Source organism: Candidatus Thiothrix putei (genome assembly GCA_029972225.1).
Taxonomy (GTDB): domain Bacteria; phylum Pseudomonadota; class Gammaproteobacteria; order Thiotrichales; family Thiotrichaceae; genus Thiothrix; species Thiothrix putei.
In genome coordinates, this window is record CP124756.1 from 1,261,396 (window position 1) to 1,286,012 (window position 24,617).

A 24,617-nucleotide genomic window follows, 5' to 3' on the forward strand; every position below is an offset into this window, starting at 1 on the left:
TGTTGCGTGTTAGCTTACGAGCCTTGTTACTCATTCAGGCTAAAGGATATTGATATGTCTGAACATTCTACGAATTCATCATCCAGTAAAAATCAAAATAGTGGTTTCTATAAACAGCACCAGAAAATTTACCCGCGTCAAACTAAAGGGGTTTTTACGACCCTGCGTAAGTTTTCGGTGTGGGGATTATTGGGGCTGTTTTATTTACTGCCGTGGTTAAAGTGGAATGATCAGCAATTGGTGCTGTTTGACCTGCCTGCGCGTAAATTTCATTTGTTTGGTATGACTTTTTGGCCGCAAGATTTTTTCTATTTGGCAGTCATTTTGATTTTGGCCGCATTATTACTGTTCTTTGTTACGGCGTTGGCGGGTAGGGTTTGGTGTGGGTATGCCTGCCCGCAAACCGTTTGGAGCGAAGTCTTCATTTGGATTGAGCAATGGGTGGAAGGCGACCGTCCGCAGCAAGTCAAACTGGATAATGCACCGTGGGATCGCGTCAAAATCGGTAAAAAAGTGATTAAACACGTACTATGGCTGTTTTTCTCACTGTGGACAGGCTTTACCTTTGTGGGTTTCTTTGTGCCCGTCGAAACCCTGTGGTTTGAGCTTAGCAGCGGTATTATCGGTGGCTGGGCATTATTCTGGGTTTTATTTTATGGCTTGGCAACTTACGGAAATGCGGGTTTTTTGCGCGAACAGATTTGCCTGTACATGTGTCCGTATGCACGTTTCCAAAGCGCGATGTTTGATAAAGACACGCTGATCATTTCGTATGATGAGGCTCGTGGAGAACCACGCGGTTCGCGCAAACGTGGGGCAGAAAAGCCTACGGATAAAGGTGATTGCGTGGATTGTACTTTGTGTGTGCAAGTTTGCCCGACGGGAATCGACATTCGTAATGGCTTGCAATACGAGTGTATCGGTTGTGCTGCCTGTATTGATGCTTGTGATAGCATCATGGATAAAATGGGTTACCCACGTGGTTTAGTACGCTATACCACCGAGCACGCTTTACAAGGTGGCAAAACGCATATCTTGCGGGGGCGCACCTTTATTTATGCAGGGTTATTGCTGGCGATTAGCAGTGCCTTGCTGTATTCGGTGATGCAACGAGTACCGTTGGAATTGGATATTATTCGTGACCGTAATGCGCTGTTCCGAGATACGGGCGATGGCAATATCGAGAATATTTACACCCTGAAAATCATGAATATGGATGAAAGGGAACATCAATACAGTGTGAGTATTGCCGGTATCGAGGGTATTAGGTTGCAAGGGGTGGATAATCTGCATGTCGGCTCTGGCAAAGTGGCAGAAGTACCGATTAAGGTGATAGCAAACCCTGACAATATGACAGATCGTAGTCAGGAGATTATGTTCCATATTGAGGCTAAAGATGATCCGTCAGTCGCACAAACGCAGAAAGCCCGTTTTTTAGGCCCTAACAAGTAAGAGGTACGCAGCATGTATGTTGATGCGAAAGACACTACGCCATGGTACAAACAGCCTTGGCCTTGGCTATTGATGGTGATGCCTGCCACGGCAGTGGTTGCGGGTTTGTATACTTACTCGTTAGCAGCCAGTGGTAGCAGTGGTTTAGTGGTGGATGATTATTACAAAGTGGGCAAGGCGATTAATCATTCGTTGGCAAAAGGCCAGCAAGCCTCCGCTTTGGGGTTGCAGGGAAATCTTGCGTTAAATGGTACGGCGGTACGTTTGTTGTTGGATCACTCGGAGGTGCAGTCCCAACAGCCTTTGGTGTTGAAGTTGTTTCATGCCACCATCCCCGATCGTGATCAGTCAGTCACGCTGAATTATGCAGGGACGGGAATGTGGGCAGGTGAGATTCAAGCGTTAGCGGCGGGGAAATGGCATGTGCATTTGTTGCCATTAGATGAGCGTTGGCGGCTGGAGGGGGTTATGCCAACAGCAGAGGTGACAACATTGATGCTACAACCGGCTCAATAAACGTAAAGGCTAGAACGAAAAAAAGCTCTCCCGAAGGAGAGCCTAAGTGCTTTAGGGTATGTAGAGCGTTGAAGATTACTGATTCAGAGGAGGTAACGAAACATCGACATCAGCAATCTTCGGAAATGATTACACCTGTTTTCTGTAGGGTTTACAATGCACCCGCTTTCGGTTTCTTGATACAGGTCAATTAAGTTTAATGTTTTGTTTCAAGCGCTTGTCATGGCAGGGTAGATGCAGCGATTATGTACCCGCTTGGCTTTGGGTTAAAAAAGAGGTTGGTATGAGTGCAATTCAATTCGATGCAGATTTGATACGTCGTTATGACACGGCGGGGCCGCGTTATACGTCTTATCCGACAGCGGTCGCGTTTGGGCCTTTTACCGAAGACGAATACAAGGCTCATGCTTACTTGAGCAATGAAGACCCCATCCCGTTGCCCTTGTCCTTGTATTTTCATGTGCCATTTTGCGATACGGTGTGTTTTTACTGTGCTTGCAACAAGATTGTGACCAAAGATCATTCCAAAGCTGAAACCTATCTGCAATACCTGTTCCGTGAAATTGAGATGCAAGCCAAGCTGTATGATCGTGACCGCATGGTGGAGCAACTGCATTGGGGGGGCGGTACGCCAACCTTTCTCAACCATGATGAAATGCGGGCGTTGATGGATAAAACCCGTGAGCATTTTTCCTTGCACATCACCGATGAGGGGGATTATTCCATTGAGATTGACCCGCGTTCGGTGACGGCTGAGACCATTGGCCTGTTACGTGAGATTGGTTTCAATCGCTTCAGCCTCGGTGTGCAGGATGTGGATGAGCGTGTGCAAGTTGCCGTTAACCGCATTCAGCCCATTGCGCAAACCTTGGCAATTATTGATGCCTGTCGCGCTTATGGTGCAAAATCTATCAGCGTGGATTTGATTTACGGTTTACCGTTTCAAACCGTTGAAAGTTTCCGCCAAACACTGGATACCATCATTGAAATGTCACCGGATCGCATTTCAGTGTTTAACTATGCACACATGCCAAACTTGTTTAAACCGCAGCGGCGCATCAATGAGGCGGATTTGCCATCCCCTGAAACCAAATTGCAAATCATGCAGTTGGCGGTGGAGCATTTAACCGCAGCAGGTTACGAATACATTGGAATGGATCATTTCGCCAAACCCGATGATGAATTAGCAATTGCCCAGCGCCAGGGAACGTTACACCGTAATTTCCAGGGCTATACCACCCACGCTGATTGTGATTTGGTGGCAATGGGCGTGAGTTCCATTAGCAGTGTGGCGGAATGTTATAGCCAGAATGCGAAGACCTTAGAAGAGTACTACGCTGCCATTGATGCAGGGCATTTGCCCGTGATCAAGGGCTTGACGCTGGACGATGATGATGTGTTGCGTCGTTATATTATCCAGCAATTGGCCTGCCACTTTACGCTGAATTTTACTCAAGTTGAACGGCTTTTTAATCTGGTGTTTGCAACGTATTTCAGCCGTGAACTGGAGTTATTGCAGCCAATGGTGAGCGACCAATTGTTGCAATTTACGGATACCGGTTTAGATGTTACACCGCGTGGGCGCTTTCTCATCCGCAATATTTGTATGGTGTTTGATGTCAGCTTGCGCAAACAAAGTGTGCAACAACGTTTCTCACGGGTGATTTAAGCGTCGCTTACAGTGCATCACCTGCGGGGCGGCAGGTGTGATGTGCCAACTGTTTGAGGCGGCTCATGTCTTCGATTTTGACTAAGCGATGTTGCACTGCGATGATTTTTTCTTCCTGTAAGCGTGAAAACATGCGGCTCAGCGTTTCCACTGCCATACCAAGGTAGTTGGCAAGATCGTGACGCGCCATCGGCAGGTTGAATTCATTGCTGGAAAAACCGCGATCTTTATTGCGTTCCGACAAGCTGGACAGAAACGTAGCAAGGCGTTCTTCGGTACGCATTTGCCCCAGTGTCAGCAGCAACATCTGTTCACGTTCCAGTTCTGAGCCAATTTGGCGCATCATTTGCCCGCGCATAATGGGTAATTTGCCGCACAGCTCTTGGAAATTATCCATGCTAAGCTCGCAGACGAGGGTGTCGTCTAAGGCTTGCGCATCACAGGTGTGGCGGTCGCGGGCAAAGGCATCAAACCCTAGCAAGTCACCGGGTAGGTAAAAACCTAGAATCTGTTCCTCGCCATCAGGCGTTGATAATGACGTTTTGATCGCACCTGCTTTGACGGCATAGATAGATTGTTGTTGGTCATCGCGGTGGAACAAGTAGTCTTTTTTCTTAATTTTGACCGTTTTATTAATGGCATTTTCCAATAACTCCAACTCATCACGATTAAGGCCACGTGGCAAGCAGAGTTCACTTAGGCTGCAATTATGGCAAGAAACGGCTGATTTTTTGGCGCTGTGTAAAGCAATTGTCTTCATGCGTCATCCCAAGCTGTGATGATATTTAAGGATTGTCAGGTTTTTGTGTGATGGGGCTCTCAATTCCATCTAACCTCATGTTTTTTTGATGTAAATCAAAACAATGCGAGCGTATTCACCTAAACTTCGGATTGTACACGTTTATTACCATTAGTGTAGGAGAATAGGTTGCCATGATTGAGCTATTGTTTGGAAGCTGGATGGGTGTGCTAACCATTATCGTGATTCTATTCATGTTGGTGATGATGGGCTACTTGGGTTGGGTGTTCATCAAAAAGTCGGGTGAATAAGTTGTTGTAACAGGAACGCATTCCACTGTGGCACAATGCTAGCTACTATGCATCTATAGCAGTTAAACGGGACATTTCAGTGGAAGAGCGACAACTAAACGTAAAATCCTCGCCCAGTAGGGGCATTTATTTACTGCCCAATTTGTTGACCACCGGCGCTATGTTCGGTGGTTTTTATGCCGTAGTGGCTGCGATGCAGGGCAAGTTTGAAGCAGCAGCGGTGGCGGTTTTTATTGCCATGATTTTGGATGGGTTGGATGGGCGGGTTGCCCGCATGACCAATACCCAAACCGAATTCGGAGCGCAATATGACAGTTTGGCTGATCTGATTTCTTTTGGCGTTGCACCGGGTTTAGTTATGTATCAGTGGGCGCTGGTGCATTTACAGGCTTCGGGCACAGCATGGGGAAAGGCTGGTTGGTTAGCTGCTTTTGTTTACGTGGCGTGTGCAGCGCTACGTTTGGCTCGGTTCAATACACAAATTGGTAAGGTCGATAAGCGCTTTTTCGTGGGGTTGCCGAGTCCAGCCGCAGCAGCAGTTATGGTGGGGATGGTTTGGGTATTCCATGATCTGGACGTGACGGGGCGTAACTTACAGATTCCTGCCTTATTGTTGACGTTATCCGTCGGCTTGTTGATGGTTAGCAATATCAGTTTTTACAGCTTTAAAGATTTTGACCTGCGTAATCGCGTGCCGTTTGTGGTGGTACTGGCGGTCGTGCTGGTATTTGCGTTGACGACGATTGATCCGCCTAAAGTATTGTTTGGGGTATTTTTATTGTATGCCCTGTCAGGGCCGTTACTGTGGGGGGGGCGGCGGTGGCGTAAGTTCCAGCGGCGTAAAAAGGGTGTTGATGCTTGAAGTGGAGTAAATTCTTACGCCCTGCGGGGCAACACGCGCTATTATTACATCCACTTTCAGATTGATACTTCGGTTGCTCAATAAACCAGTGCGCAGCCGTGTTTAGGAGCAGGAACATGTCTAAAGACCGTTTGATTATTTTTGATACCACATTGCGCGATGGTGAGCAAAGTCCAGGCGCATCCATGACGCAAGAAGAGAAAATCCGCATTGCCTTGATGCTGGAAAAAATGCGCGTGGATGTTATCGAAGGCGGTTTTCCGATTGCCAGCCCCGGCGATTTTGAGTCAGTGAAAGCGATTGCCAGCCTTGTTAAGGACAGCACCATTTGCGGCCTTGCGCGTGCCTTGGAAAAAGATATTGACCGTGCCGCCGAAGCCATTAAGCCTGCCAATTCCGGGCGTATTCATACGTTTATTGCGACCTCACCGATCCACATGCAGAACAAACTGCGCATGACGCCGGATCAAGTCGTTGAGCAAGCCGTGTTTGCGGTGAAACGGGCGCGGAATTACACCGATGATGTCGAGTTTTCGTGCGAAGATGCGGGGCGTTCTGAATTCGATTTTCTGTGCCGGGTGATCGAAGCCGCGATTACAGCGGGGGCGCGTACCATCAACATTCCCGACACGGTTGGCTACCAGATTCCGGCTGTGTTTGGTGATATGGTCGGGCGCTTGATTGCACATATTCCCAATGCTGATAAAGCCGTTTTCTCGGTACACTGCCACAATGACCTTGGCTTGGCGGTCGGTAATTCTTTGGCTGCGGTGATGCAAGGCGCACGTCAGGTGGAGTGTACTATCAACGGTTTGGGTGAACGCGCCGGTAATGCTTCGTTGGAAGAAGTGGTGATGGCGATTCGCGTGCGCCCCGACGTATTCCCGGTCGAAACCTGTATTGATGCGACCCACATCGTGCCAACGTCACGTCTGGTGTCTAGCGTTACCGGCTTCCCGGTACAGCCAAACAAGGCCATCGTCGGCGCGAATGCGTTTGCCCACGAGTCTGGCATCCATCAGGATGGCGTCTTGAAGCACCGCGAAACCTACGAAATCATGCGAGCGCAGGATGTGGGCTGGAGCGACAATAAAATCGTGCTGGGCAAGCATTCCGGGCGCAATGCGTTCAAGACCCGTTTGCAAGAACTCAACATCGAATTGACGTCTGAAGAAGAACTCAATGCTGCATTTTCGCGCTTTAAAGATTTGGCAGATCGCAAACACGACATCTTCGACGAAGACTTGATGGTGTTGATGATGGATGCGCGTTCTGCGCAAGAAGATGTCGCGTATGAGTTGCTGGCGTTGAATGTTTGTTCCACCACCGGCAAAGCCCCGGATGCAAAAGTGGCCCTGAAAGCCCATGGTAAGGAACAAACCGCCAGGGCTATTGGCGGTGGGCCGGTCGATGCGGTGTACAAAGCCATCGAAAGCATTGTCGGTGAAACCGCGACACTGGCATTGTATTCCGTCAATAACATTACCAGTGGTACGGATGCGCAAGGCGAGGTTACGGTACGTCTGGATAAAGACGGGCGTATTATCCACGGGCATGGTGCGGATACTGACATCGTGATCGCTTCCGCTAAAGCCTATGTGGATGCGTGGAACAAACTGGCCAGCCAGGCACTGCGCGAACACCCGCAGCACCATCAGGGAGTGTAAACACGGGTGGATTTGCAGGTACGCAAGCGCTACATGCAGGCAATGGGAATTCCGGTGTGGATGCCGAAAGCAAGTGTAGAGGAAGAAATCCCCCCCGCCCCCCCTTTTTCAAAGGGGGGAGTAGAGATGCTCCTTCCCGTTGTTCCAAGTTCTCCGCTTCCTGTCGCATCCGATTTCTCCACCCTCTCATGGCAAGACCTCCGCACAGCGGTGCAAGCTTGCACCCGTTGTGCCATCAGTAAAACCCGCACCCAAACGGTGTTTGGCACAGGTAATCAACAAGCTGCGTGGATGGTTATCGGCGAAGCGCCCGGTGCGGAGGAGGATCGTCAGGGCGAACCCTTTGTGGGGAAGGCGGGTCAGTTGCTCAATAATATGTTGTTAGCGATTGGAATGCCGCGAGAAACCGTTTACATCGCTAATGTCCTCAAATGCCGACCGCCTAATAATCGTGACCCGCAAGTCGATGAAGCTGCGAATTGCCGGGGTTATTTGGAACGGCAAATTGCGTTGGTCAATCCCACGCTGATTTTGGTAGTGGGGCGTATTGCTGCACAAAACCTGTTACAAACCACTGCGCCATTAGCACGCTTGCGTGGGCAAGAACACCGTGCTCCCGTTAGTGGTACGCCTGTAGTGGTCACTTATCACCCAGCTTACTTGCTACGCCAACCGTCTGATAAGCGTAAAGCATGGCAGGATTTATTGTTTGCCCGTGAGGTGTTTGCCCGCCATGCCCAGTCACCACACTGAGACTGATTTTTTACCGCTGCGCCCGATGACACTGGATGATTTAGGGAGAGTGATGACGCTGGAAAATCGTGCTTATCCCTTTCCTTGGACACCAGCGATTTTCAGCGATTGCCTTAAACACGGCTATTCTGGCTGGATTTATGAACAGGATAGTGAGTTGTTAGGCTACGCGATGCTGATGTTTGTGTTGGATGAAATGCACTTGTTAAATATTTGCATTGCGCCTGAATTACAGGGTCAAGGTTTCGGTAGTCGCTTGTTGAAAACGCTGGAACGTGTTGCGCGGGCGGCTAACGCAGAAACCTGTTTTTTGGAAGTGCGCCAGTCGAATTTTTCCGCGATCCGCTTGTATGTGAACGCAGGGTTTAATGAGGTCGGGGTGCGCAAAGGGTATTACCCAACCGAATTTGGGCGCGAAGATGCGTTGGTAATGGCAAAAACCCTGTTCTAGGGTGTTGTAAAAAAGTGGCGGATAGGGTAGGTATTGCCGCCTTGTAGTAGTATTATTGCCACTTTTATGGCAGGAGCTTAAACAAAAGTGTGGGTAAAACGGAATTTTCAGGGTCAGTGGCAATGCTGAATCCAGTCGATGCTACGCACGTGCCGCCTGCCGTGCATCATATCCCCGCTGATAAGGTCTGTGGGCGTGCTAAAGATGTGATTCGGCGCTTACAAAAAGCGGGCTACGAAGCCTATCTGGTTGGTGGTTGTGTCCGCGATTTATTGCTGGGTTTAGTGCCGAAAGATTTTGATATTGCGACCAGTGCACATCCTGAAGAAATCCGGCGCTTATTCAATTCCTGCCGTTTGATTGGGCGGCGTTTCCGTTTAGCGCATATTTACTATGGGCGTGATTATTTGGAAGTCGCTACTTTCCGCGCCCCGCATGATGACAGTGAGGATGGCGGTAAGGTCAATGATGCAGGGCGTATCATCAACGATAATGTCTATGGCACGTTGGAAGAAGACGTGTGGCGGCGCGACTTCAGCATTAATGCGTTATTTTACGACCCGATCAGCGATGAGTTGTTGGATTTTGTCGGTGGTTTAGACGACCTGCGCCATGGCAAAATCCGCTTGTTAGGCGACCCGGAGCAGCGTTTCCGTGAAGATCCGGTGCGTTTGCTGCGTGCGATTCGTTTCGCGGCGAAATTAGGGTTTGAAATTGAACCGGCTACCTTAGCTTGTATGCGCCCGATGGGTATTTTGCTCGAAGGCGTTTCCTCCGCACGTTTATTCGATGAAATTATTAAGTTATTGCACAGTGGTCATGGCTGGAATACCTTTCAGTTATTGGGTGAATACGAGCTTCTGCAATATTTACTGCCCTTAACTTACGAAAGCCTTGAGGATGATGATACGGGCAACTTTGCGCGAATGATTGAGCTATCGTTGCGCAATACCGATCAGCGCCTAGTCGAAGGCAAATCCGTGATGCCTGGATTTCTCTATGCGGTGTTGTTGTGGCATGAAGTATCGGTAGTGGCTGAAGAGTTACAGAGAAAAGGAATGCCGGAACTGCAAGCGATGACCCAAGCCGCAACCGATGCTTTGCAGGATCAGGTGGATTTCACTGCTGTACCGCGCCGTTTCAGTAACATTACCCGTGAAATTTGGTTATTGCAGTCACGTTTTCGTTACCGTGATTTGCGGCGTGCGAATCTTTTACTGACCAATCCACGCTTCCGTGCCGCTTATGATTTTCTGTGCTTGCGTGCCGAAGCGGGTGAGCCTGTGAAAGATGAAGCCGAATGGTGGACAGCATTCCAAACGGCAACGCCCGAAGAGCGTGAGGTGATGTGCAAGGGGGCAGCGGTAAAAGGCAGTTTGCGCCGTCGGAAAAAGCGTCGCAAACCGGGCATTGTTACCAAAGCGGCGCATACGCCAGCATCATGAAGCCAGTGCTTTGCTATATTGGTTTAGGCAGTAATTTAGGTAATCCCACTGCCAATCTGCATTCTGCCATTGCGCAACTGTCCGGTGTTGAGGGCATTGAGTTGCGGGGCGTATCCCGCTTTTATGTGAGCAAACCGATGGGGCCGCAAGACCAACCGGATTATGTGAACGCGGTGGTTGGTATCCAAACCCGCTTTGCTGCACATGATTTGCTGCAAATCCTCTTTACGGTGGAACGGGCGCATGGGCGGGTGCGCGATGCCAGCCAGCGCTGGGGTGCGCGAACTTTGGATCTCGATTTGCTGCTTTACGGTGATGCTGTGATTGCGACTGCCGATTTGCACGTACCGCATCCCGGTATTTGTGAACGTTCCTTTGTGCTATTACCCTTGGCTGATCTTGCACCGCATCAGGTGTTTCCTGACGGGCGTAAGTTGCAAGATTGCCTCGCGGCCTTGGCATGTGATGATCTTCAGCCGCTGGGTTGAACGACGTGCGTAAATGCTTGGTGTCCTTGCGTCATTTTGAACCACACGGTGTATAACGCTGGTAAAAACAGCAGGGTCAACAGCGTTGCTACCAGTAAGCCGCCCATGATCGCAATTGCCATTGGCCCAAAGAATACGCTTTTCGATAGCGGGATCATTGCCAAAATCGCTGCCAATGCGGTGAGCATAATGGGGCGAAAACGCCGTACTGCGGCTTCAATCACTGCCTCACGTGGGACTTGCCCTTCGTCAATATTGCGTTCAATCTGATCCAAAAGAATCACCGAATTGCGCATGATCATGCCGGAAAGTGCAATGGTTCCCAACATGGCGACAAAGCCAAACGGGCGGTTAAACAGCAATAGGAACAATGAAACTCCAATTAACCCAAAGGGAGCGGTTAGCACTACCATGATCACGCGCTGAAAACTTTGCAACTGAATCATGAGCAAAGTCAGTACCACCACGATGAACAGCGGGAAGCCTGCACCAATGGATTCATTGCCCTTAGCACTTTCTTCCACTGCCCCGCCGGTTTCCAACTTGTAACCTAACGGGAGTTTGGCTCGTATTTCTGGCAAGCGGGTTTCGACTTCTGCGGTCACGGTCGGTGCTTGAATTCTGCTGTAAATATCGCCGCGTACTGTGATGGTGCGGGTACGGTTGCGATGCCACAAAATACCTTCTTCTTGTACGTAGTCGATACTTGCCAGTTGCGACAACGGCACTGTTTTGCCGGTGGATGTCGGTACATTCAAGCCAGCCAGCCGCGAAATCATGTCACGTTCACCCTCGACACCGCGCAGCAAGATGGGAATGGTTTGGTCGTGTTCACGGAATTCGCCAATCGGCGTGCCGCTCAAAGTGCTTTGTAACACTTGCGACAGGGCGGATTGGGTGACACCGAGGCTGATGGCTTTTGCGGTATCCAGTTTGAGGCGAATCGCTTTGTTGCGTTCGTTCCAGTCCAGATGCACATTCACCAGATGCGGGTTGGCACGCATCACATTAGCGACTTGTTCGCCGAGGTCACGCAATGTCCACAAATCGTCACCCGAAACGCGGAATTGCACCGGATAGCCGACAGGCGGGCCATTTTCCAAGCGAATCACCCGCCCACGCGCATGGGCAAATTGCCCACTATTGTCCAGTAACTCGATCAACTGACCGCGCAAGGTTTCACGATCGGCAATACTCTTGGTAGTAATCACGAACTGTGCAAAGCTGGCGGCAGGTAATTGCTGATCCAGCGGCAAGTAAAAGCGCGGTGAACCGTTGCCGACATACGCCACAAAATTCTCGACGTGCGCTTGCTGAGTATTTAAGTAGGTTTCCAGTTTATCCACTTCTGCTTGGGTGGCGTCTAACGACGAACCTTCAGGTAACTTCAGGTCAACGATCAATTCCAAGCGGGTGGCGTCCGGGAAAAACTGCTGTTGCACAAATTGGAACATGAAAATAGATCCGGCGAACGTCGCCACCGTCAGGACGATGACGGTCAGTGGGTATTGCACGCAAGCACGAATCAACCCCCGAAACCAGCGGTAAAATCCTTCGGCAAGATGGTGTTGGGCATCAAGCAAAGGTTTGAGCAGCCGCCCCATCACGCCCGTTTTTTTGGTGCTAGGGTCATGTGGCACATGATCCGGCAATAATTTGTAGCCCAAATACGGGATGACAATGACTGCCGCAAACCACGAAATGACCAATGCAATCGTCACCACCTGAAAGATGGAGCGGGTAAACTCACCGACCGACGATTGCGCCGTCGCAATCGGCAAAAAACCGGCTGCTGTCACCAGTGTTCCCGTCAGCATGGGGATCGCGGTGGTGGTGTAGGCGAAACTGGCGGCTTTGACCCGATCCCAGCCGTCTTCCATTTTCACCACCATCATTTCAATCGCGATAATGGCATCGTCCACCAATAGCCCCAGCGCCAGCACCAAGGAGCCTAATGAAATCTTGTGCAAACCAATACCGAACAGGTGCATCATGAAAAACGTCCCCGCCAATACCAGCGGAATGGAGAGTGCGACCACTGTTCCCGCCCGCATTCCCAAGCTGATAAAACTCACCGCCAACACGATGATGATGGCTTCAGCCACCACTTGCAGGAATTCATTGATGGAGCGTTTGACGGCGGAAGGCTGGTCATTGACGCGGTGTAATTCCATGCCGATGGGGAGCTGGCTCTCGATGCGTACCAATGCGGTATCCAAGGATTTGCCCAGCGCAATAATATCGCCGCCTTTGCGCATCGACACGCCAATCCCCAAGGCTGCTTGCCCCTGATAGCGGAACGTGGAGTGTGGTGGGTCGGCATAGCCACGTTTTACCTCGGCGACTTCGCGGAGGCGCAAGGTGCGGTTGCCTAGATTGATTGGCAGGTTGCGGATGTCTTCCAGCTTGCTGAAAGCCCCTTCGGGACGCACGTAAATCCGGTCGTTATCCGTGTTATATGCACCCACTGCGGTGATGGTATTTTGTGCCTGCAATACGTCCACTAATTGTTGGACGCTGAAACCGAGGTTCGCCAGCTTGCTGTTGGAAAGTTCGATGGTGACACGTTCCTCTTGCTCACCAATGCTGAGGATTTTGGCGACATCTTTGACCAGTAATAGTTCTTTGCGGATATTATCAGCGGCATCACGCAATTGGGCGAAGTTGAAGCCATCCCCCGTCAGCGCAAAAATATTACCGTAGGTTTCGCCGAATTCGTCGTTGAAGGTGGGGCCAACCACCCCTTGCGGCAGGGTATGGCGCATATCCCCGACACGCTTACGAATGTCATAAAACATACCGGGCATGGCAGCAGAAGGCGCATCGTCTTTGGCTATGACGAAAATATTGGCTTCACCGGGGCGCGAAAAGCTGCGCACGACATCAATATAATCCGTTTCCAAAATGGTTTTTTCGATGCGCTCGGTGACTTGCGATTCCATTTCCTGCGCGGTAGCACCCGCCCAATACGCTTGCACCAGCATGACTTTAAAGGTGAAGGGCGGGTCTTCCGATTGCCCTAATTTGTTGTAGCCGAAAATACCCAAGCCTAGGGTCAGGATCATCAAATACAGCACAAAATTGCGGTGGCGTAGCGCCCATTCTGACAGGTTGAAGCTGCTCATGCGCCCGCCTTGCCATCATACGGGATGGGGTTGATGATTTGCCCATTGCTCAGTTTGTGGACTCCGGCAGCAATGATTTTTGTGCCTGCTGGTAAGCCTGTCACGGTAACGCCTGTTTCGTGAAAAGCAGTTACGGTGACGGGCTGCAATTGCACTTGGTTGTCGGTATTCACTACCCACACGGCGGTTTGCTGGCCTTGTTGGAACAGTGCCGAAGCGGGCAACCAGCGGTCGTCGTTGGTGTGAATGTTGGCGAGGCTGACATCTGCTGTTACGCCTAGACGTAAATCGGGTGGCGGGTTCAACAAGCTGATTTTGACCAGAAAGCTGCGGGTAGTGTCGGTCGTGGGTGATACTTCGCGGACTTTGCCCTGAAAGACAGTGTTGGGTTGTGACCAGAGTTTGATGTCAGTGAGTGCACCTGTTTGCAGGGTTTGTACGGTGGTTTCGCCGACACGGATGTGGACTTCACGTTCACCTGCGTAAGCAATGCGGGCAACCGGTGTCCCGGCCGCAACCACTTGCCCCACTTCGATGTTGACTTGCGTGATAACGCCTGCTTGTGCGGCGCGTAATTCGGTGTAACCTGCTTGGTTGCCGCTCAGTTTGAGTTGGGCTTTGGCAGCAGCTACTTTGGCAGCGGCGGCATCATGGGCAGCTTGGGCGTTATCTAATGCAGATTGCCCGATGAATTGCTTGCGACGTAATTCGGCGACCCGTGCGAGTTCGGTTTTGGCGTTGGTGAAATCGGCTTCAGCGGCGGTCAGATTGGCACGAGCACTGCTTGTGTTCAGGTTTAAGTCAGTCGTATCAAGGCTGGCAAGCACTTGCCCTGCGGTAACCGCATCGCCGACCTCGACGTTACGTGCCATCACTTTGCCACCGACGCGGAAGGCGAGATCGGCGGCTACCCGCGCTTGGGTTTCGCCGGAATAGGTTGCGCTGTTACGAGTGGCTTGGTCGCTGACTGTCCAAACTTGTGCGGGGCGGATGACGGTTGTGGGTGTTTCTGGCTCTTGACAGGCGCTGAGTGCCAGTAACAGTAGTAAGGGAAGAAAAGCTGAGTGCTTCATGGATTCTCCGGGGTCAGTGCGCCGCGCCATAACGCAGTCAAAGCATTTTCCAGCATGAGCAGGTAATCGTTGGTGCAGGCACAGATCAGTGAACGTTCTTTCATCAATTCTTTGAGCGGGGTAGGGCGTAGCAGTTGCCATAATCCCAGAATGAGTGCGTAGCTTTGCAGCATCAGTGCTTGGTTGATCAAAGGGAAATGGCGTTGCAAGGCGGTCACTGTCGTATTGAGGCGAGCATAGGTGCGTTCCTCAAAAGCGTAACCCACTTCCAGAGGAATGTGCTTTTCCATCATGCCGTGGCATTGCGTTGCTAAGGGCAGGAAAATGGGGGTATCAAGCAGGAATTGGCGCTTGATGGCGAACATATCGCCCATTACCATCGGCGTATCTTGCAATGCCCGTTGTGCGACACGGTTAAAAAACTCGGTTACATGGCGCTCATGGATGGCGAGAAACAATTCTTCTTTGCTGCGGAAATACAGGTATACCGTGCCTTTTGCCACACCAGCCGCAGCGGCAATCTCAGCAACGTTCGTTATGCGGTCGGGTTGGGCAAGCCACTGCTGTTCAGCAGCATCCAAGATGGCTTCGCGGCGTTGTTCTTTGTCTTCGGGATTGGTGGCACGGATTTGCATATAAATGACTGCTGGTCAGTTGTTTGTAAAGATTGTAAATGACCCACAGTCAGTTGTCTAGCGTATTGTTTCTTGCAGCGTTATCTCAATATCCATACAATTTGATGATCATGATGTGAGATTGTATGAAATGCTAATACGTAACCTTGCCGTCACGCTGCGGCGACTCGCAACTGCCTTTCCTGTCGTGACTGTCACCGGCCCGCGTCAGTCGGGTAAAACCACGTTGGTGCGTGCGCTGTTTGCGGATAAGCCTTATGTTACGTTGGAAGACCCTATCGAACGTGAGTTTGCCCGCGAAGACCCGCGTGGTTTTCTTGCCAGATTTGCCAGCGGCGCAATCTTTGATGAAGCCCAGCGCTGGCCTGATCTATTCTCTTATTTGCAAGGCATGGTGGATAATGACCGGCAAGCGGGGCGTTTCATTTTGACTGGCTCACAACAGTTTGGTTTGTTAGCAGGGGTATCGCAATCTTTAGCCGGGCGAGCAGGTGTTACCCGTCTGTTACCGCTCACCGCCGATGAAATACCCGCAGTCAGTCAGGGTGACATTAGCCTGAATCAGTTATTACTGACGGGGGGCTACCCCACGTTGCATACGCAAGTCATACAGCCACACGATTGGTTTGCCAGTTATGTTGCCACGTATGTTGAACGTGACGTGCGCCAAATCATTAATGTGCAAGACCTGAGTACTTTTCAACGGTTTCTGCGTTTATGTGCCGGACGTACTGGGCAATTATTGAACCTGAATGGTTTAGCCAGCGAAACCGGGATTTCCCATACCACCGCCCGTGCGTGGATGTCGGTGCTAGAATCCAGCGGTCTGGTGCATTTACTGCCCCCTTATCACCGCAATTTCGGCAAACGTTTGGTCAAAACGCCCAAACTGTACTTCATTGATACCGGATTAGCGTGTTGGTTGTTGGGCATCCGTGCTGAAGAACACCTCGCCTTACACCCTTTGCGCGGTGAGTTATTTGAAACCTGGGTCATCAGTGAATGCCTGAAAGCGCGTTACAATGCGGGTTTGCCTGCCGACTTGTATTTCTGGCGCGACAATAACGGGGTGGAGGCGGATTTGGTTTTCGAGTCTGGCAACCAATTGCAAACCGTTGAAATTAAATCGGGGCAAACCATCACCAGTGATTACATCAAAGCCGGTAAACGTTCCACCGCTTTTGCTGCTGGTGAAGCAACGTTAACACCTTGGTTGATACATGGCGGTACGGATAATTACTTGCGCAGTGGCGTTGAGGTGATTGGTTGGCAACGACTTGCTCGTAAATTTGTATACAATAGCCCAATCATCGACTAACAATTGAGGAATCCACTATGAAGGCCGACCACGCCAAAATTGTACTGAATGCCCGTAAAAATGCCGACGAACGCGCCAAAGGCTACCGCGAACAAGCCTTGAAGCTGTACCCGTGGATTTGTGGGCGTTGTGCGCGGGAATTCACGCACGCCAATTTGCGCGAATTGACCGTGCATCACCGCGATCATAACCACGACAATAACCCGCCAGATGGCAGCAACTGGGAGCTGTTGTGCTTGTATTGCCACGATAATGAACATCAAAAGTTAATCGAAGCCGAGCACGGCGGTTCCGCCGGAACCAGTGGTCCTGCGGCAGCAACGCACAACCCGTTTGCCGATTTGAAAGCGAAGATGCAGAAAAAATAGGCTACTGTTTACGATGATGACGTTTTCGTTTCCGCATGGTGTAGTTTTCCCCTTATTTTGCGGAAACCCACCAAAATATCATCAATAAACGTAAACACCACCGGAATCACCAGCAAACTGAGGAAGGTGGATGCCAGTAATCCGCCAATCACCACAATGGCCATCGGTTGGCGGAAGCTGGGGTCTGCTGCCAACCCTAGAGCCGTCGGCATCATCCCCGCACCCATCGCAATCGTGGTCATCACAATCGGTCTTGCCCGCTTGTGGCAAGCATCCAGTAGCGCATCGACACGCCCTTTTTGGTCACGTTCCCGCGCCATGACGGCATAATCCACCAGCAAGATCGAGTTTTTGGTCACGATTCCCATCAACATCAGCAAGCCAATGACCGCAGGCATCGAGAAACTCATGCCAGTTATCAGCAACGCCACGAATGCCCCGCCCACCGACAAAGGCAATGCCGCCAAAATCGTGATCGGCTGTAAAAAGTCGTGGAACAGCAATACCAGCACGATGTAAATCAGCATGACCCCGATCAGCATTGCCCCGCCGAAACCGCCGAACAGTTCCGCCATCCGCTCGGCATCGCCGGAACTCTGGCGATGCACACCGGGGGGCAGGGTTTGCAGACTGGGCAGTTTATCGACCATTGCCGTGACTTGTCCGACCGGCAAGCCGTTCAGTTCCACATCAATACTCACATTGCGCATCCGGTCGAAGCGGTCAAGCCGTGCTGGGCCGCTGCCCAGCTTTATATCGGCGACGGCTGCCAACGGCACGGAACCGTTGCGCCCCGGAATCCGCAACTGGCGGATGGTGTCGAGGTCTGCACGTACTGTTTTGTCAAATTGCACCCGGATCGGGATTTGACGCTGTGGCAAATTCAGTTTCGGCAGGCGGGTTGAAAAGTCACCACTGGTTGCCACCCGCACCACGCTGCCCAAGGTTTCTGTGCTGACGCCCAATTCGGCAGCACGGGCGTAATCGGGCTTGATGTGGATTTCCGGGCGTTGCAGGCTGGCTCCTGATACGACGTTGCCGATGCCCTGTAAGGTGCGTAAATCGCGCTCGGCAGCGCGTGCGGCGGTAAGCAGTGTGTCGCCATCGTCGCTGGCGAGTACCACTTGCATCTTATCGCCCGCACCACCCGAACCGACGGTGAAACGTACTCCCGGCAAGGGTTTCAGGGTTTGGCGAATTTCGGCTTCCACTTCTGTTTGTTTGCGTGAGCGTTCTTCGCGAGTGGTCAGGGTGAGTGTTAAGGTCGCTTTGCGCACATCTGCACCACCGCCTTCACTAATCGGGCCGCTACTCACGCCACTGGATGCACCCACCAAGGTAAAGACTTGTTTGACATCGGCAAGTGGTTCCAGCAAGTGGCGGGCTTGTTCAGCAGTCGCGTAGGTTTCTTCCAGCGTACTACCCGGTTGCAATTCTAGGGTGACTGAGGTTAGTGCGGTATCCGCCGGTGGTACAAAACCTTTGGGCAATAGCGGTACAATTTGCAGCGAGGCCACAAAAATCACAATAGCTGCTACCAAGGTGATGATGCGGTGTTTTAAACACCATCCCGCTGCTTGCATGTAAGTACGCATGAACCAGCCATCTTTGAGCGGCTTTTCCGGGTGAGGTTTAAGCATATAAGCCGCCATCATTGGCGTGAGTAAGCGGGCGACGGCGAGTGAGAAAAACACGGCAACGGCGGCAGTAATTCCAAACGATTTAAAGAATTTACCCGGTACGCCGCCCATGAATGCCGTTGGCAAAAATACAGCAACCAGTGTAAACGTGGTGGCAATCACCGCCAGACCGATTTCATCAGCAGCTTCGATAGCGGCTTGTTTGGGGGTTTTGCCCATACGCAAGTGGCGTTCGATGTTTTCGACTTCCACGATGGCATCATCGACCAAGACCCCCACGACTAACGCCAATGCCAGTAGGGTGAGAATATTCAGCGAGAAGCCGAAATATTGCATCGCCATGAAGGTGGGGATAATCGCCAAGGGTAAGGCCGCCGCCGATACCAGTGTTGCCCGCCAGTTGCCTAAGAATAGGAATACCACCAGAATTGCCAACGCAGCACCTTCGTACAACAAGTGCATGGAGCCTTCGTAGTTGGCTTGAATGCGTTCGATGGTGTCGTAGGCTTCTGCAATCTGAACCTGTGGATGGGCAGTGGAGAAGGTGGCAAGTGCCGCCCGCACACCTTCCACTACATCAATTTCACTGGCACCGCGTACCCGCGTGATCTGAAAGCCGACCACGGATTTGCCATCCAGCAGGGCATGGGTGGCACGTTCAGCGATGGTGTCGCGGATGGTGGCTATTTGATCAAGTCTTACATGACGTCCGTTGCTGAGTGGAATGTCAATAGCACCAAGTTCTGCGGCGGTGCCGACGCGGCCTAAGGTGCGCACGGACTGAATGCCCCCGCCAATGTCACCGCGCCCACCCGGTGCGTCTTGCTGCATTTGCCCCAAACGGTTGGATACGTCGGCGGCAGTAACGCCCAGTCCCGCCATGAGTGCAGGGTTAAGGTCAATGCGAACTTCGCGGTTGACGCCGCCCACCCGTGCGACGTTGCCTACACCTTTGACGGACATCAGGGTGCGGGTAATGTCGTTGTCCACGAACCATGACAGGGCTTCTTCGTCCATATTGGCGGAAGCGACTGTGAACGTGATCAGCGGGCTACCTGCCGTGGTGACTTTCGATACAATCGGGTCGTTCATCTGCTGGGGCAGATTGGCGCGAATGGTGTCCACCGCGTTGCGCACTTCGTTGAGGGCGACTTCGGTATCTTTGGCGATGTCAAATTCGGTGGCAATGCTTGCCGAACTGTCGGTCAGCGTGGTGCGGATGTGCTTGACGCCAGTGATGGTGGCAAGCTGGTTTTCGATCTTGCGGGCAACTTCGCTTTCCAACTGTTCCGGGTCAGCGCCTTCCAGCGAGGCATTGACGATGATGGTAGGCAGGTCAATGTCGGGGAAGTTCTGGATGCCAAGTGCCTTGAAACCTTTGACGCCCAGAAAGCTGAGTAGCGCGAATAGCAGAATTGCCGGAACCGGGTTGCGGATCGACCAAGCGGAAACGTTCATGGTTTATCCCCGGTGCTGGTGGCAGTGGGTTTGTCTACCACTTGTACAGTATCACCATCGTTGAGAAAACCACCACCCGTCACGACCACGCGGGCAGTCGCCGTAACGCCGTCAATGATTTCGGTTTGACCTTGTGTGGTTCTGCCGACTTTGACCGGGCGCTGGGTGACTTTGTTGGCTGCGCCTACCTCAAACACGTAGTAATTGCCATCGCGCAGGATCACAGCGGATTGTGGCAACGTCATGGCTGGTGCCGAACCGGTGAGAATTTCGCCTTCTGCAAACATGCCTGCTTTGGCAGGGCTGTCGCTGGGTAGGCTGATGTAGACCAGTGCATTGCGGGTGTTGGGGTCGAGTGTGGGGGAAACCATGCGTATTTCGCCAGTGACGTTTTCACCACCGGGGAGAGTCAGGTGTGCCTGTTGCCCCGGCTGGATGCGGGAGGTGTCACGCCCGGAAACTTCGGCTCGCCATTCGAGCTTGTTCTGACGCACCATGCGGAAGAGTTCTGTGCCGGTTTGCACGACAGCACCGAGAGTGGCGGTGCGGGCGGCGATTACGCCGTCATCGGGGGCGAGGATACGGGTTTGGGCAAGGCGGATTTGTTGGGCTTCAAGCGCGGCTTTGGCAACGGCCTCCGCTGTTAAGTACTGGTCAATTTGTTGGGTAGGTAATGCACCGCTGGATTTGAGGCTACGGGCGCGGTTGGCGTTGGCACGGGCTTCTTCCAGTTTGGCTTGGGCTTGCGCTACATCGGCTTTGACGGCAGCTTGCGATAGTTTGACGAGTTCTTGCCCTTTGTGGACTTCTGCACCGACATCCACTAGCACGTCGGTGATTTTCAGGCCGCTGATTTCAGAGGCGATAATGGCTTCCTGCCAAGGGGTGAGTGCGCCGCTGGCGGTAATGGTGGTGCTCCAGTCTTGCATTGTTGGGAGGGCAACACTGACCGCAAGAGCCGGGTTCGCTGCGGGAGCGGGGGCTGCGTCTTCTGCCTGTGCCGTGAGCAAGGGTAAACCTGAGAGGCTGGTGGCTAACAACAGCATGAGGAATAAACGAGGTGTTAGCACAGAAGTGTTGTTCATGTTAATGACTGCCGGTCAATTGATTAGGGCGAATCTTAAATGACCAACAGTCAGTTGTCGAGTGTTTCGCGTTTCACGTCCCATACCCCTAGTGTATGTGCTTGGCTGTTGTGATTTTGATTTTAACCATCCTCAATTATTGATACCGCTTGTGCTGCGGTCATGATTTGTATAAGTCAGCATCGCCTGTTATCAGACAGTCTGCTTTGCCCGCTAATGCCACATCCAGAAACGGGTTGTCTTTTTTGTCACGGCACAGTTCTACCGTTTCCCCAATTTCATAGAACAGTCCCACCCGGCGCATGTTGTTGAGGAAATTCTGCCGTTTTTCGGTTGAAAAGTAGCGGTCAAACTTTTCCCGCCAGATAACTTCCTCCAACTCGGCAAACGTGGTTGTCGCAGACACAGCGTTCAAGGCTTGTCATTCAGGATCGCTTCCAGCACGGATTCCGTCAGACCACTTTGTTCCGCTTCAGTGCGCAAAGCGTCCAGTGAAGCCAACAACTGCTGGCGTTCCTGCTGCATGGCTTCTGCCCGCCTGCGGAGCAGGAATGCTTCACCACCCAGCATTTCAAAATCCCGCATGGACAGGATAACGGCAGTGTCGCGTTTATTGCGGGTGATTTTGAACGGTTCACCCTGCCAGACTTTATCAAGCACTGCACCGAGCTGGTTACTGGCCTGACGTGCGCCGATGGATTGCATGGTTTATTTCTCACTGAGTTGTATTGATAGTAGCTATTGTAGCTACAATAGGGCTTTCGAGCAAATTTGCCAGAGGACGCACCCCGCCGCAGTTGGCACGGCAATCGCCTACAATCCCGCCCCACTTTCCGCTATCATACCCTCCTTGATGAACTGCCCATTGGTTTACCCCCATGCTGATCTTCCCCGGTAGCGTTGCCCTCTCCGAATTCCGCCGCAACAAGCTGTTGAGCGCCTTGCAAGCCATCGTGCCCACGATCACCGCTGTGCAAGCCGAATACGTCCATTTCGTGCGCAACAGCCGCGAACTGCGCCCCGACGAACACGCCCAATTGCAAGCGTTGCTGACCTACGAAGAAGTGCAAGGCAGCCACGCGTTCAGCGGCACATTGCTGCTCGTCACCCCGCGCAAAGGCACGATTTCGCCCTGGTCAAGCAAAGCCAGCGACATCGCCCACAACTGCGGCTTGACGATGGTGGAACGCATCGAACGCGGCATTGCCTACGACGTGCAAACCACTGCCGCGCTGTCGGAAGCCGAGCGCCTCGCCATCGCCGCGCTGTTGCACGACCGCATGACCGAAATGGTACTAACCGACCTGCAAGATGCCGTTGTGCTGTTCAGCGAAGCCGAACCTGCCGCCTTGCGCTACGTGGACATCAGCAATGACCCCAAAGCCGCACTCGCCAAAGCCAACACCGACTGGGGCTTGGCACTGTCAGCGGATGAAATCGACTACCTCGCGGAAAATTACGCCGAACTCCAGCGTAACCCCACCGACGTCGAATTGATGATGTTCGCGCAAGCCAATTCCGAACATTGCCGCCACAAAATCTTCAACGCCGACTGGATTATCGACGGCAAAGAACAGCCCAAATCGCTGTTTGCCATGATCCGCAACACCCACGCGCACGCGCCCGAAGGCATCCTCTCCGCCTACCATGACAACGCCTCCGTGATCGAAGGCCCGTTGGCAACGCGCTTTTTGACCGACGTAAAAACCGGCGAATACCACTACACCAATGAACCCGTCCACATCCTGATGAAGGTGGAAACCCACAACCACCCCACCGCGATTTCCCCTTCCCCATTTGCAGGTGCTGTAATATGAGACAACAAGGCAACGTTATTTTCTACACCCAGTCACCAGACTTTCAACAGGATATTTCTGCTAGAATTACCCAAGGTCGGAGTTTGTGGGCATGATGAGTCAGAATGAGATGAAAACAATAATTGATTACCTCAAAGGTGCGTTTACTTATTTATTGGTGGTGTTCCTGATAGTTACTTTGTATACCGAGCTATCCCATTATTGGAGTACCATAGGTAGCGTTAGGGGAGATCTGGTCAAGTTTGAAATCCCATTGGTGTTGCTTCTATTATTTATTGTTTATTTTCCAACCATAAATAATAGAATTATTCGATATTTATTTCCGACAATACCTATTCTTGTTTTATATCTATCGGTAGATGTTTTCTATGGATTTTTGGGTCGTTCTCCCAGACCCTCTGATTTTCAAAATATTAATATGGTTTCTGATTTCTCAGTTGGATTGATGTTTTTGATTTTGCTCTTGGTTTTTTTGATCTGCTTTCCTGTTATTATGCTGTTTTATAAAGCATATCAAAATTGTTCATTTAAAGATATGGTATATTCTGTATCATTCAGGATGCTGTCGGTTTTTCTTGTGTTATTTGTATTTTTATCTGATACGTTTGCTGACTATCATGCATCTAGTTATCAATATGCGGAATGGTCACAAGAAAAGTCTATAAAAGAAAATGGTAGATTTTCCAGCTTTATGTTTTATGGTTATCAAGAAAAGAAAAGTTTTGCTCTTCTTGATGAGTATGGCAAGAAAAATATAGATATAAAAAAAATCTTGTTTCCTGATACGGTTCGGCATCCTCGTAATATTCATATTGTTGTCTTGGAAAGTTTTATTGATCCAAGACTTTTGCTCAATATAAGCTTTAACCGTTCTCCTTTGGCGAATGAGTTGACACCTTATTTATTATCAGCTAGTAATAACTTCTCTCATGTCATCTCTCCTGTGTATGGTGGTACTACTGCTCAGGCAGAGTTTGAGTTGCTGACTGGCATCCATGCGTTTGCAAAGATAGGTAGTGTAGAGTTCAATATTCTACAAGGTGGAAAAACGAATGGGTTTGTTGGTGCATTGAACCAGAATGGGTATAAGAGCATTGCTACATTAGCAACTGGTTCGGGATACTATAATTCAGTTTCGGCTTACAAGAGTCTGGGTTTTGATGATGTCTTGTTTCTGGCTGAAAGCGGTATGATTACTGATAAGGAGAAAGAGCGAGGAGTTTCAGATGCGGGGCTGCTAAAACATAGCCTTTCCAGAATCAAGAATGCTTTGAATACTGCTACGCAACCTATAGTCAGTTACACTTTAGGCATGTATGGGCACTTTCCATATGAGCGTGATTTGAGTGATGAACCAGATATTATTAATTCTGATCATCAGGATGAGCGAGTCAAAAGAATATCAAACCAGTTTTACTACCGGACAAAAGCAGTAGCTAATTTTATCAAGCAACTAACGGCAATTGATTCAAGCTCAATTATTTATATTACCAGTGATCATGTGCCTCCATTGCTGGATAATAATATTCACTATGGTTTGGATCGGCATGAAAATATTTCACTTTTTATCAGTGATGGACATGCAGTTGATGTTTCCGGGAAAAGGTATTATGAGATTCCCTGGCTAATATGGGATGAATTAACGGGTTTAAAGAGTGCGAGAAGCTTGTCAGACAAGGATAGGGAAGAACTCTATTTCAAGCTTTTATCTGAAAGTATCCAGTTTGGTAACCATTGATGTTTGT

22 protein-coding genes are annotated in these 24,617 nt (G+C 50.9%); 14 read left to right on the forward strand and 8 right to left on the reverse strand.

The features are described from left to right. Positions 1–54 precede the first annotated feature (54 nt). The 3 genes from ccoG to hemN all read left to right on the forward strand — a co-directional run bounded on the left by ccoG (position 55) and on the right by hemN (position 3,637). Positions 55–1,452 (forward strand): cytochrome c oxidase accessory protein CcoG, encoded by a 1,398-nt coding sequence (gene ccoG, locus QJT81_06515; protein WGZ95635.1) that lies wholly within the window; start codon positions 55–57, stop codon positions 1,450–1,452. Between the two features lie 12 nt (positions 1,453–1,464). After that, a complete protein-coding gene (locus QJT81_06520) occupies positions 1,465–1,968 on the forward strand; it encodes a FixH family protein (GenBank protein ID WGZ95636.1) in 504 nt (167 codons plus the stop codon). 283 nt (positions 1,969–2,251) lie between these two features. After that, positions 2,252–3,637 (forward strand): oxygen-independent coproporphyrinogen III oxidase, encoded by a 1,386-nt coding sequence (hemN, locus tag QJT81_06525; protein ID WGZ95637.1) that lies wholly within the window; start codon positions 2,252–2,254, stop codon positions 3,635–3,637. A gap of 7 nt (positions 3,638–3,644) precedes the next feature. On the opposite strand, the gene fnr is transcribed toward hemN, so the two are convergent. After that, a complete protein-coding gene (gene fnr, locus QJT81_06530) occupies positions 3,645–4,397 on the reverse strand; it encodes a fumarate/nitrate reduction transcriptional regulator Fnr (GenBank protein ID WGZ95638.1) in 753 nt (250 codons plus the stop codon). Positions 4,398–4,570: 173 nt separating this feature from the next. Between fnr and QJT81_06535 the strand changes: the two genes are divergently transcribed. The 7 genes from QJT81_06535 to folK all read left to right on the forward strand — a co-directional run bounded on the left by QJT81_06535 (position 4,571) and on the right by folK (position 10,353). Continuing rightward, the gene (locus QJT81_06535; GenBank protein WGZ95639.1) at positions 4,571–4,687 is read left to right on the forward strand and encodes a DUF3149 domain-containing protein; all 117 of its coding nucleotides are present in this window, start codon (positions 4,571–4,573) and stop codon (positions 4,685–4,687) included. Positions 4,688–4,766: 79 nt separating this feature from the next. Further along, positions 4,767–5,549, forward strand: coding sequence for a CDP-diacylglycerol--serine O-phosphatidyltransferase (pssA, locus tag QJT81_06540; protein WGZ95640.1), 783 nt, complete (start codon positions 4,767–4,769; stop codon positions 5,547–5,549). Between the two features lie 116 nt (positions 5,550–5,665). Next, positions 5,666–7,216: a 2-isopropylmalate synthase gene (locus QJT81_06545; protein WGZ95641.1), complete on the forward strand. Its 1,551-nt coding sequence runs from the start codon at positions 5,666–5,668 to the stop codon at positions 7,214–7,216. Between the two features lie 126 nt (positions 7,217–7,342). Next, entirely contained in the window at positions 7,343–7,969 is a 627-nt protein-coding gene (locus QJT81_06550) for a uracil-DNA glycosylase (GenBank protein WGZ95642.1), read from the forward strand. Further along, positions 7,950–8,420, forward strand: coding sequence for a ribosomal protein S18-alanine N-acetyltransferase (gene rimI, locus QJT81_06555; GenBank protein ID WGZ95643.1), 471 nt, complete (start codon positions 7,950–7,952; stop codon positions 8,418–8,420). Before QJT81_06550 ends, rimI begins: the two co-directional genes overlap by 20 nt. Positions 8,421–8,509: 89 nt before the next feature. Then, the gene (gene pcnB, locus QJT81_06560) at positions 8,510–9,865 is read left to right on the forward strand and encodes a polynucleotide adenylyltransferase PcnB (GenBank protein WGZ95644.1); all 1,356 of its coding nucleotides are present in this window, start codon (positions 8,510–8,512) and stop codon (positions 9,863–9,865) included. Then, positions 9,862–10,353, forward strand: a complete 492-nt coding sequence (gene folK / locus QJT81_06565; GenBank protein WGZ95645.1) for a 2-amino-4-hydroxy-6-hydroxymethyldihydropteridine diphosphokinase — start codon at positions 9,862–9,864, stop codon at positions 10,351–10,353. The genes pcnB and folK overlap by 4 nt, the downstream gene beginning before the upstream one ends. Here folK and QJT81_06570 read toward each other — a convergent pair. The 3 genes from QJT81_06570 to QJT81_06580 are packed head-to-tail and all read right to left on the reverse strand — an operon-like array spanning position 10,338 to position 15,186. Further along, complete coding sequence (locus QJT81_06570) at positions 10,338–13,478, reverse strand: efflux RND transporter permease subunit (protein ID WGZ95646.1); 3,141 nt, start codon at positions 13,476–13,478, stop codon at positions 10,338–10,340. The genes folK and QJT81_06570 overlap by 16 nt on opposite strands. Then, positions 13,475–14,551 carry an efflux RND transporter periplasmic adaptor subunit gene (locus QJT81_06575; GenBank protein WGZ95647.1) on the reverse strand — a complete coding sequence of 359 codons (1,077 nt, stop codon included), beginning with the start codon at positions 14,549–14,551 and terminating at the stop codon, positions 13,475–13,477. Before QJT81_06575 ends, QJT81_06570 begins: the two co-directional genes overlap by 4 nt. Continuing rightward, on the reverse strand, positions 14,548–15,186 hold the full coding sequence (locus QJT81_06580; GenBank protein ID WGZ95648.1) for a TetR family transcriptional regulator: 639 nt from the start codon (positions 15,184–15,186) through the stop codon (positions 14,548–14,550). Before QJT81_06580 ends, QJT81_06575 begins: the two co-directional genes overlap by 4 nt. A gap of 130 nt (positions 15,187–15,316) precedes the next feature. Between QJT81_06580 and QJT81_06585 the strand changes: the two genes are divergently transcribed. Together QJT81_06585 and QJT81_06590 are read left to right on the forward strand one after the other, a co-directional pair. Continuing rightward, positions 15,317–16,504, forward strand: a complete 1,188-nt coding sequence (locus QJT81_06585; GenBank protein WGZ95649.1) for an ATP-binding protein — start codon at positions 15,317–15,319, stop codon at positions 16,502–16,504. Positions 16,505–16,521: 17 nt separating this feature from the next. Continuing rightward, the gene (locus tag QJT81_06590; protein ID WGZ95650.1) at positions 16,522–16,872 is read left to right on the forward strand and encodes a YajD family HNH nuclease; all 351 of its coding nucleotides are present in this window, start codon (positions 16,522–16,524) and stop codon (positions 16,870–16,872) included. Positions 16,873–16,880: 8 nt separating this feature from the next. On the opposite strand, the gene QJT81_06595 is transcribed toward QJT81_06590, so the two are convergent. The 4 genes from QJT81_06595 to QJT81_06610 all read right to left on the reverse strand — a co-directional run bounded on the left by QJT81_06595 (position 16,881) and on the right by QJT81_06610 (position 21,760). Further along, positions 16,881–19,970 (reverse strand): efflux RND transporter permease subunit, encoded by a 3,090-nt coding sequence (locus tag QJT81_06595; GenBank protein ID WGZ95651.1) that lies wholly within the window; start codon positions 19,968–19,970, stop codon positions 16,881–16,883. Next, complete coding sequence (locus QJT81_06600; protein ID WGZ95652.1) at positions 19,967–21,055, reverse strand: efflux RND transporter periplasmic adaptor subunit; 1,089 nt, start codon at positions 21,053–21,055, stop codon at positions 19,967–19,969. The genes QJT81_06595 and QJT81_06600 overlap by 4 nt, the downstream gene beginning before the upstream one ends. 160 nt (positions 21,056–21,215) lie before the next feature. Continuing rightward, positions 21,216–21,461, reverse strand: a complete 246-nt coding sequence (locus QJT81_06605) for a putative toxin-antitoxin system toxin component, PIN family (protein WGZ96456.1) — start codon at positions 21,459–21,461, stop codon at positions 21,216–21,218. A 5-nt stretch (positions 21,462–21,466) separates the two neighbouring features. Next, a complete protein-coding gene (locus tag QJT81_06610) occupies positions 21,467–21,760 on the reverse strand; it encodes a type II toxin-antitoxin system prevent-host-death family antitoxin (GenBank protein WGZ95653.1) in 294 nt (97 codons plus the stop codon). Positions 21,761–21,933: 173 nt separating this feature from the next. Between QJT81_06610 and QJT81_06615 the strand changes: the two genes are divergently transcribed. Next, positions 21,934–22,872 carry a hypothetical protein gene (locus QJT81_06615; GenBank protein ID WGZ95654.1) on the forward strand — a complete coding sequence of 313 codons (939 nt, stop codon included), beginning with the start codon at positions 21,934–21,936 and terminating at the stop codon, positions 22,870–22,872. A 91-nt stretch (positions 22,873–22,963) separates the two neighbouring features. Continuing rightward, a complete protein-coding gene (locus QJT81_06620; GenBank protein WGZ95655.1) occupies positions 22,964–24,610 on the forward strand; it encodes a sulfatase-like hydrolase/transferase in 1,647 nt (548 codons plus the stop codon). Positions 24,611–24,617 lie beyond the last annotated feature (7 nt).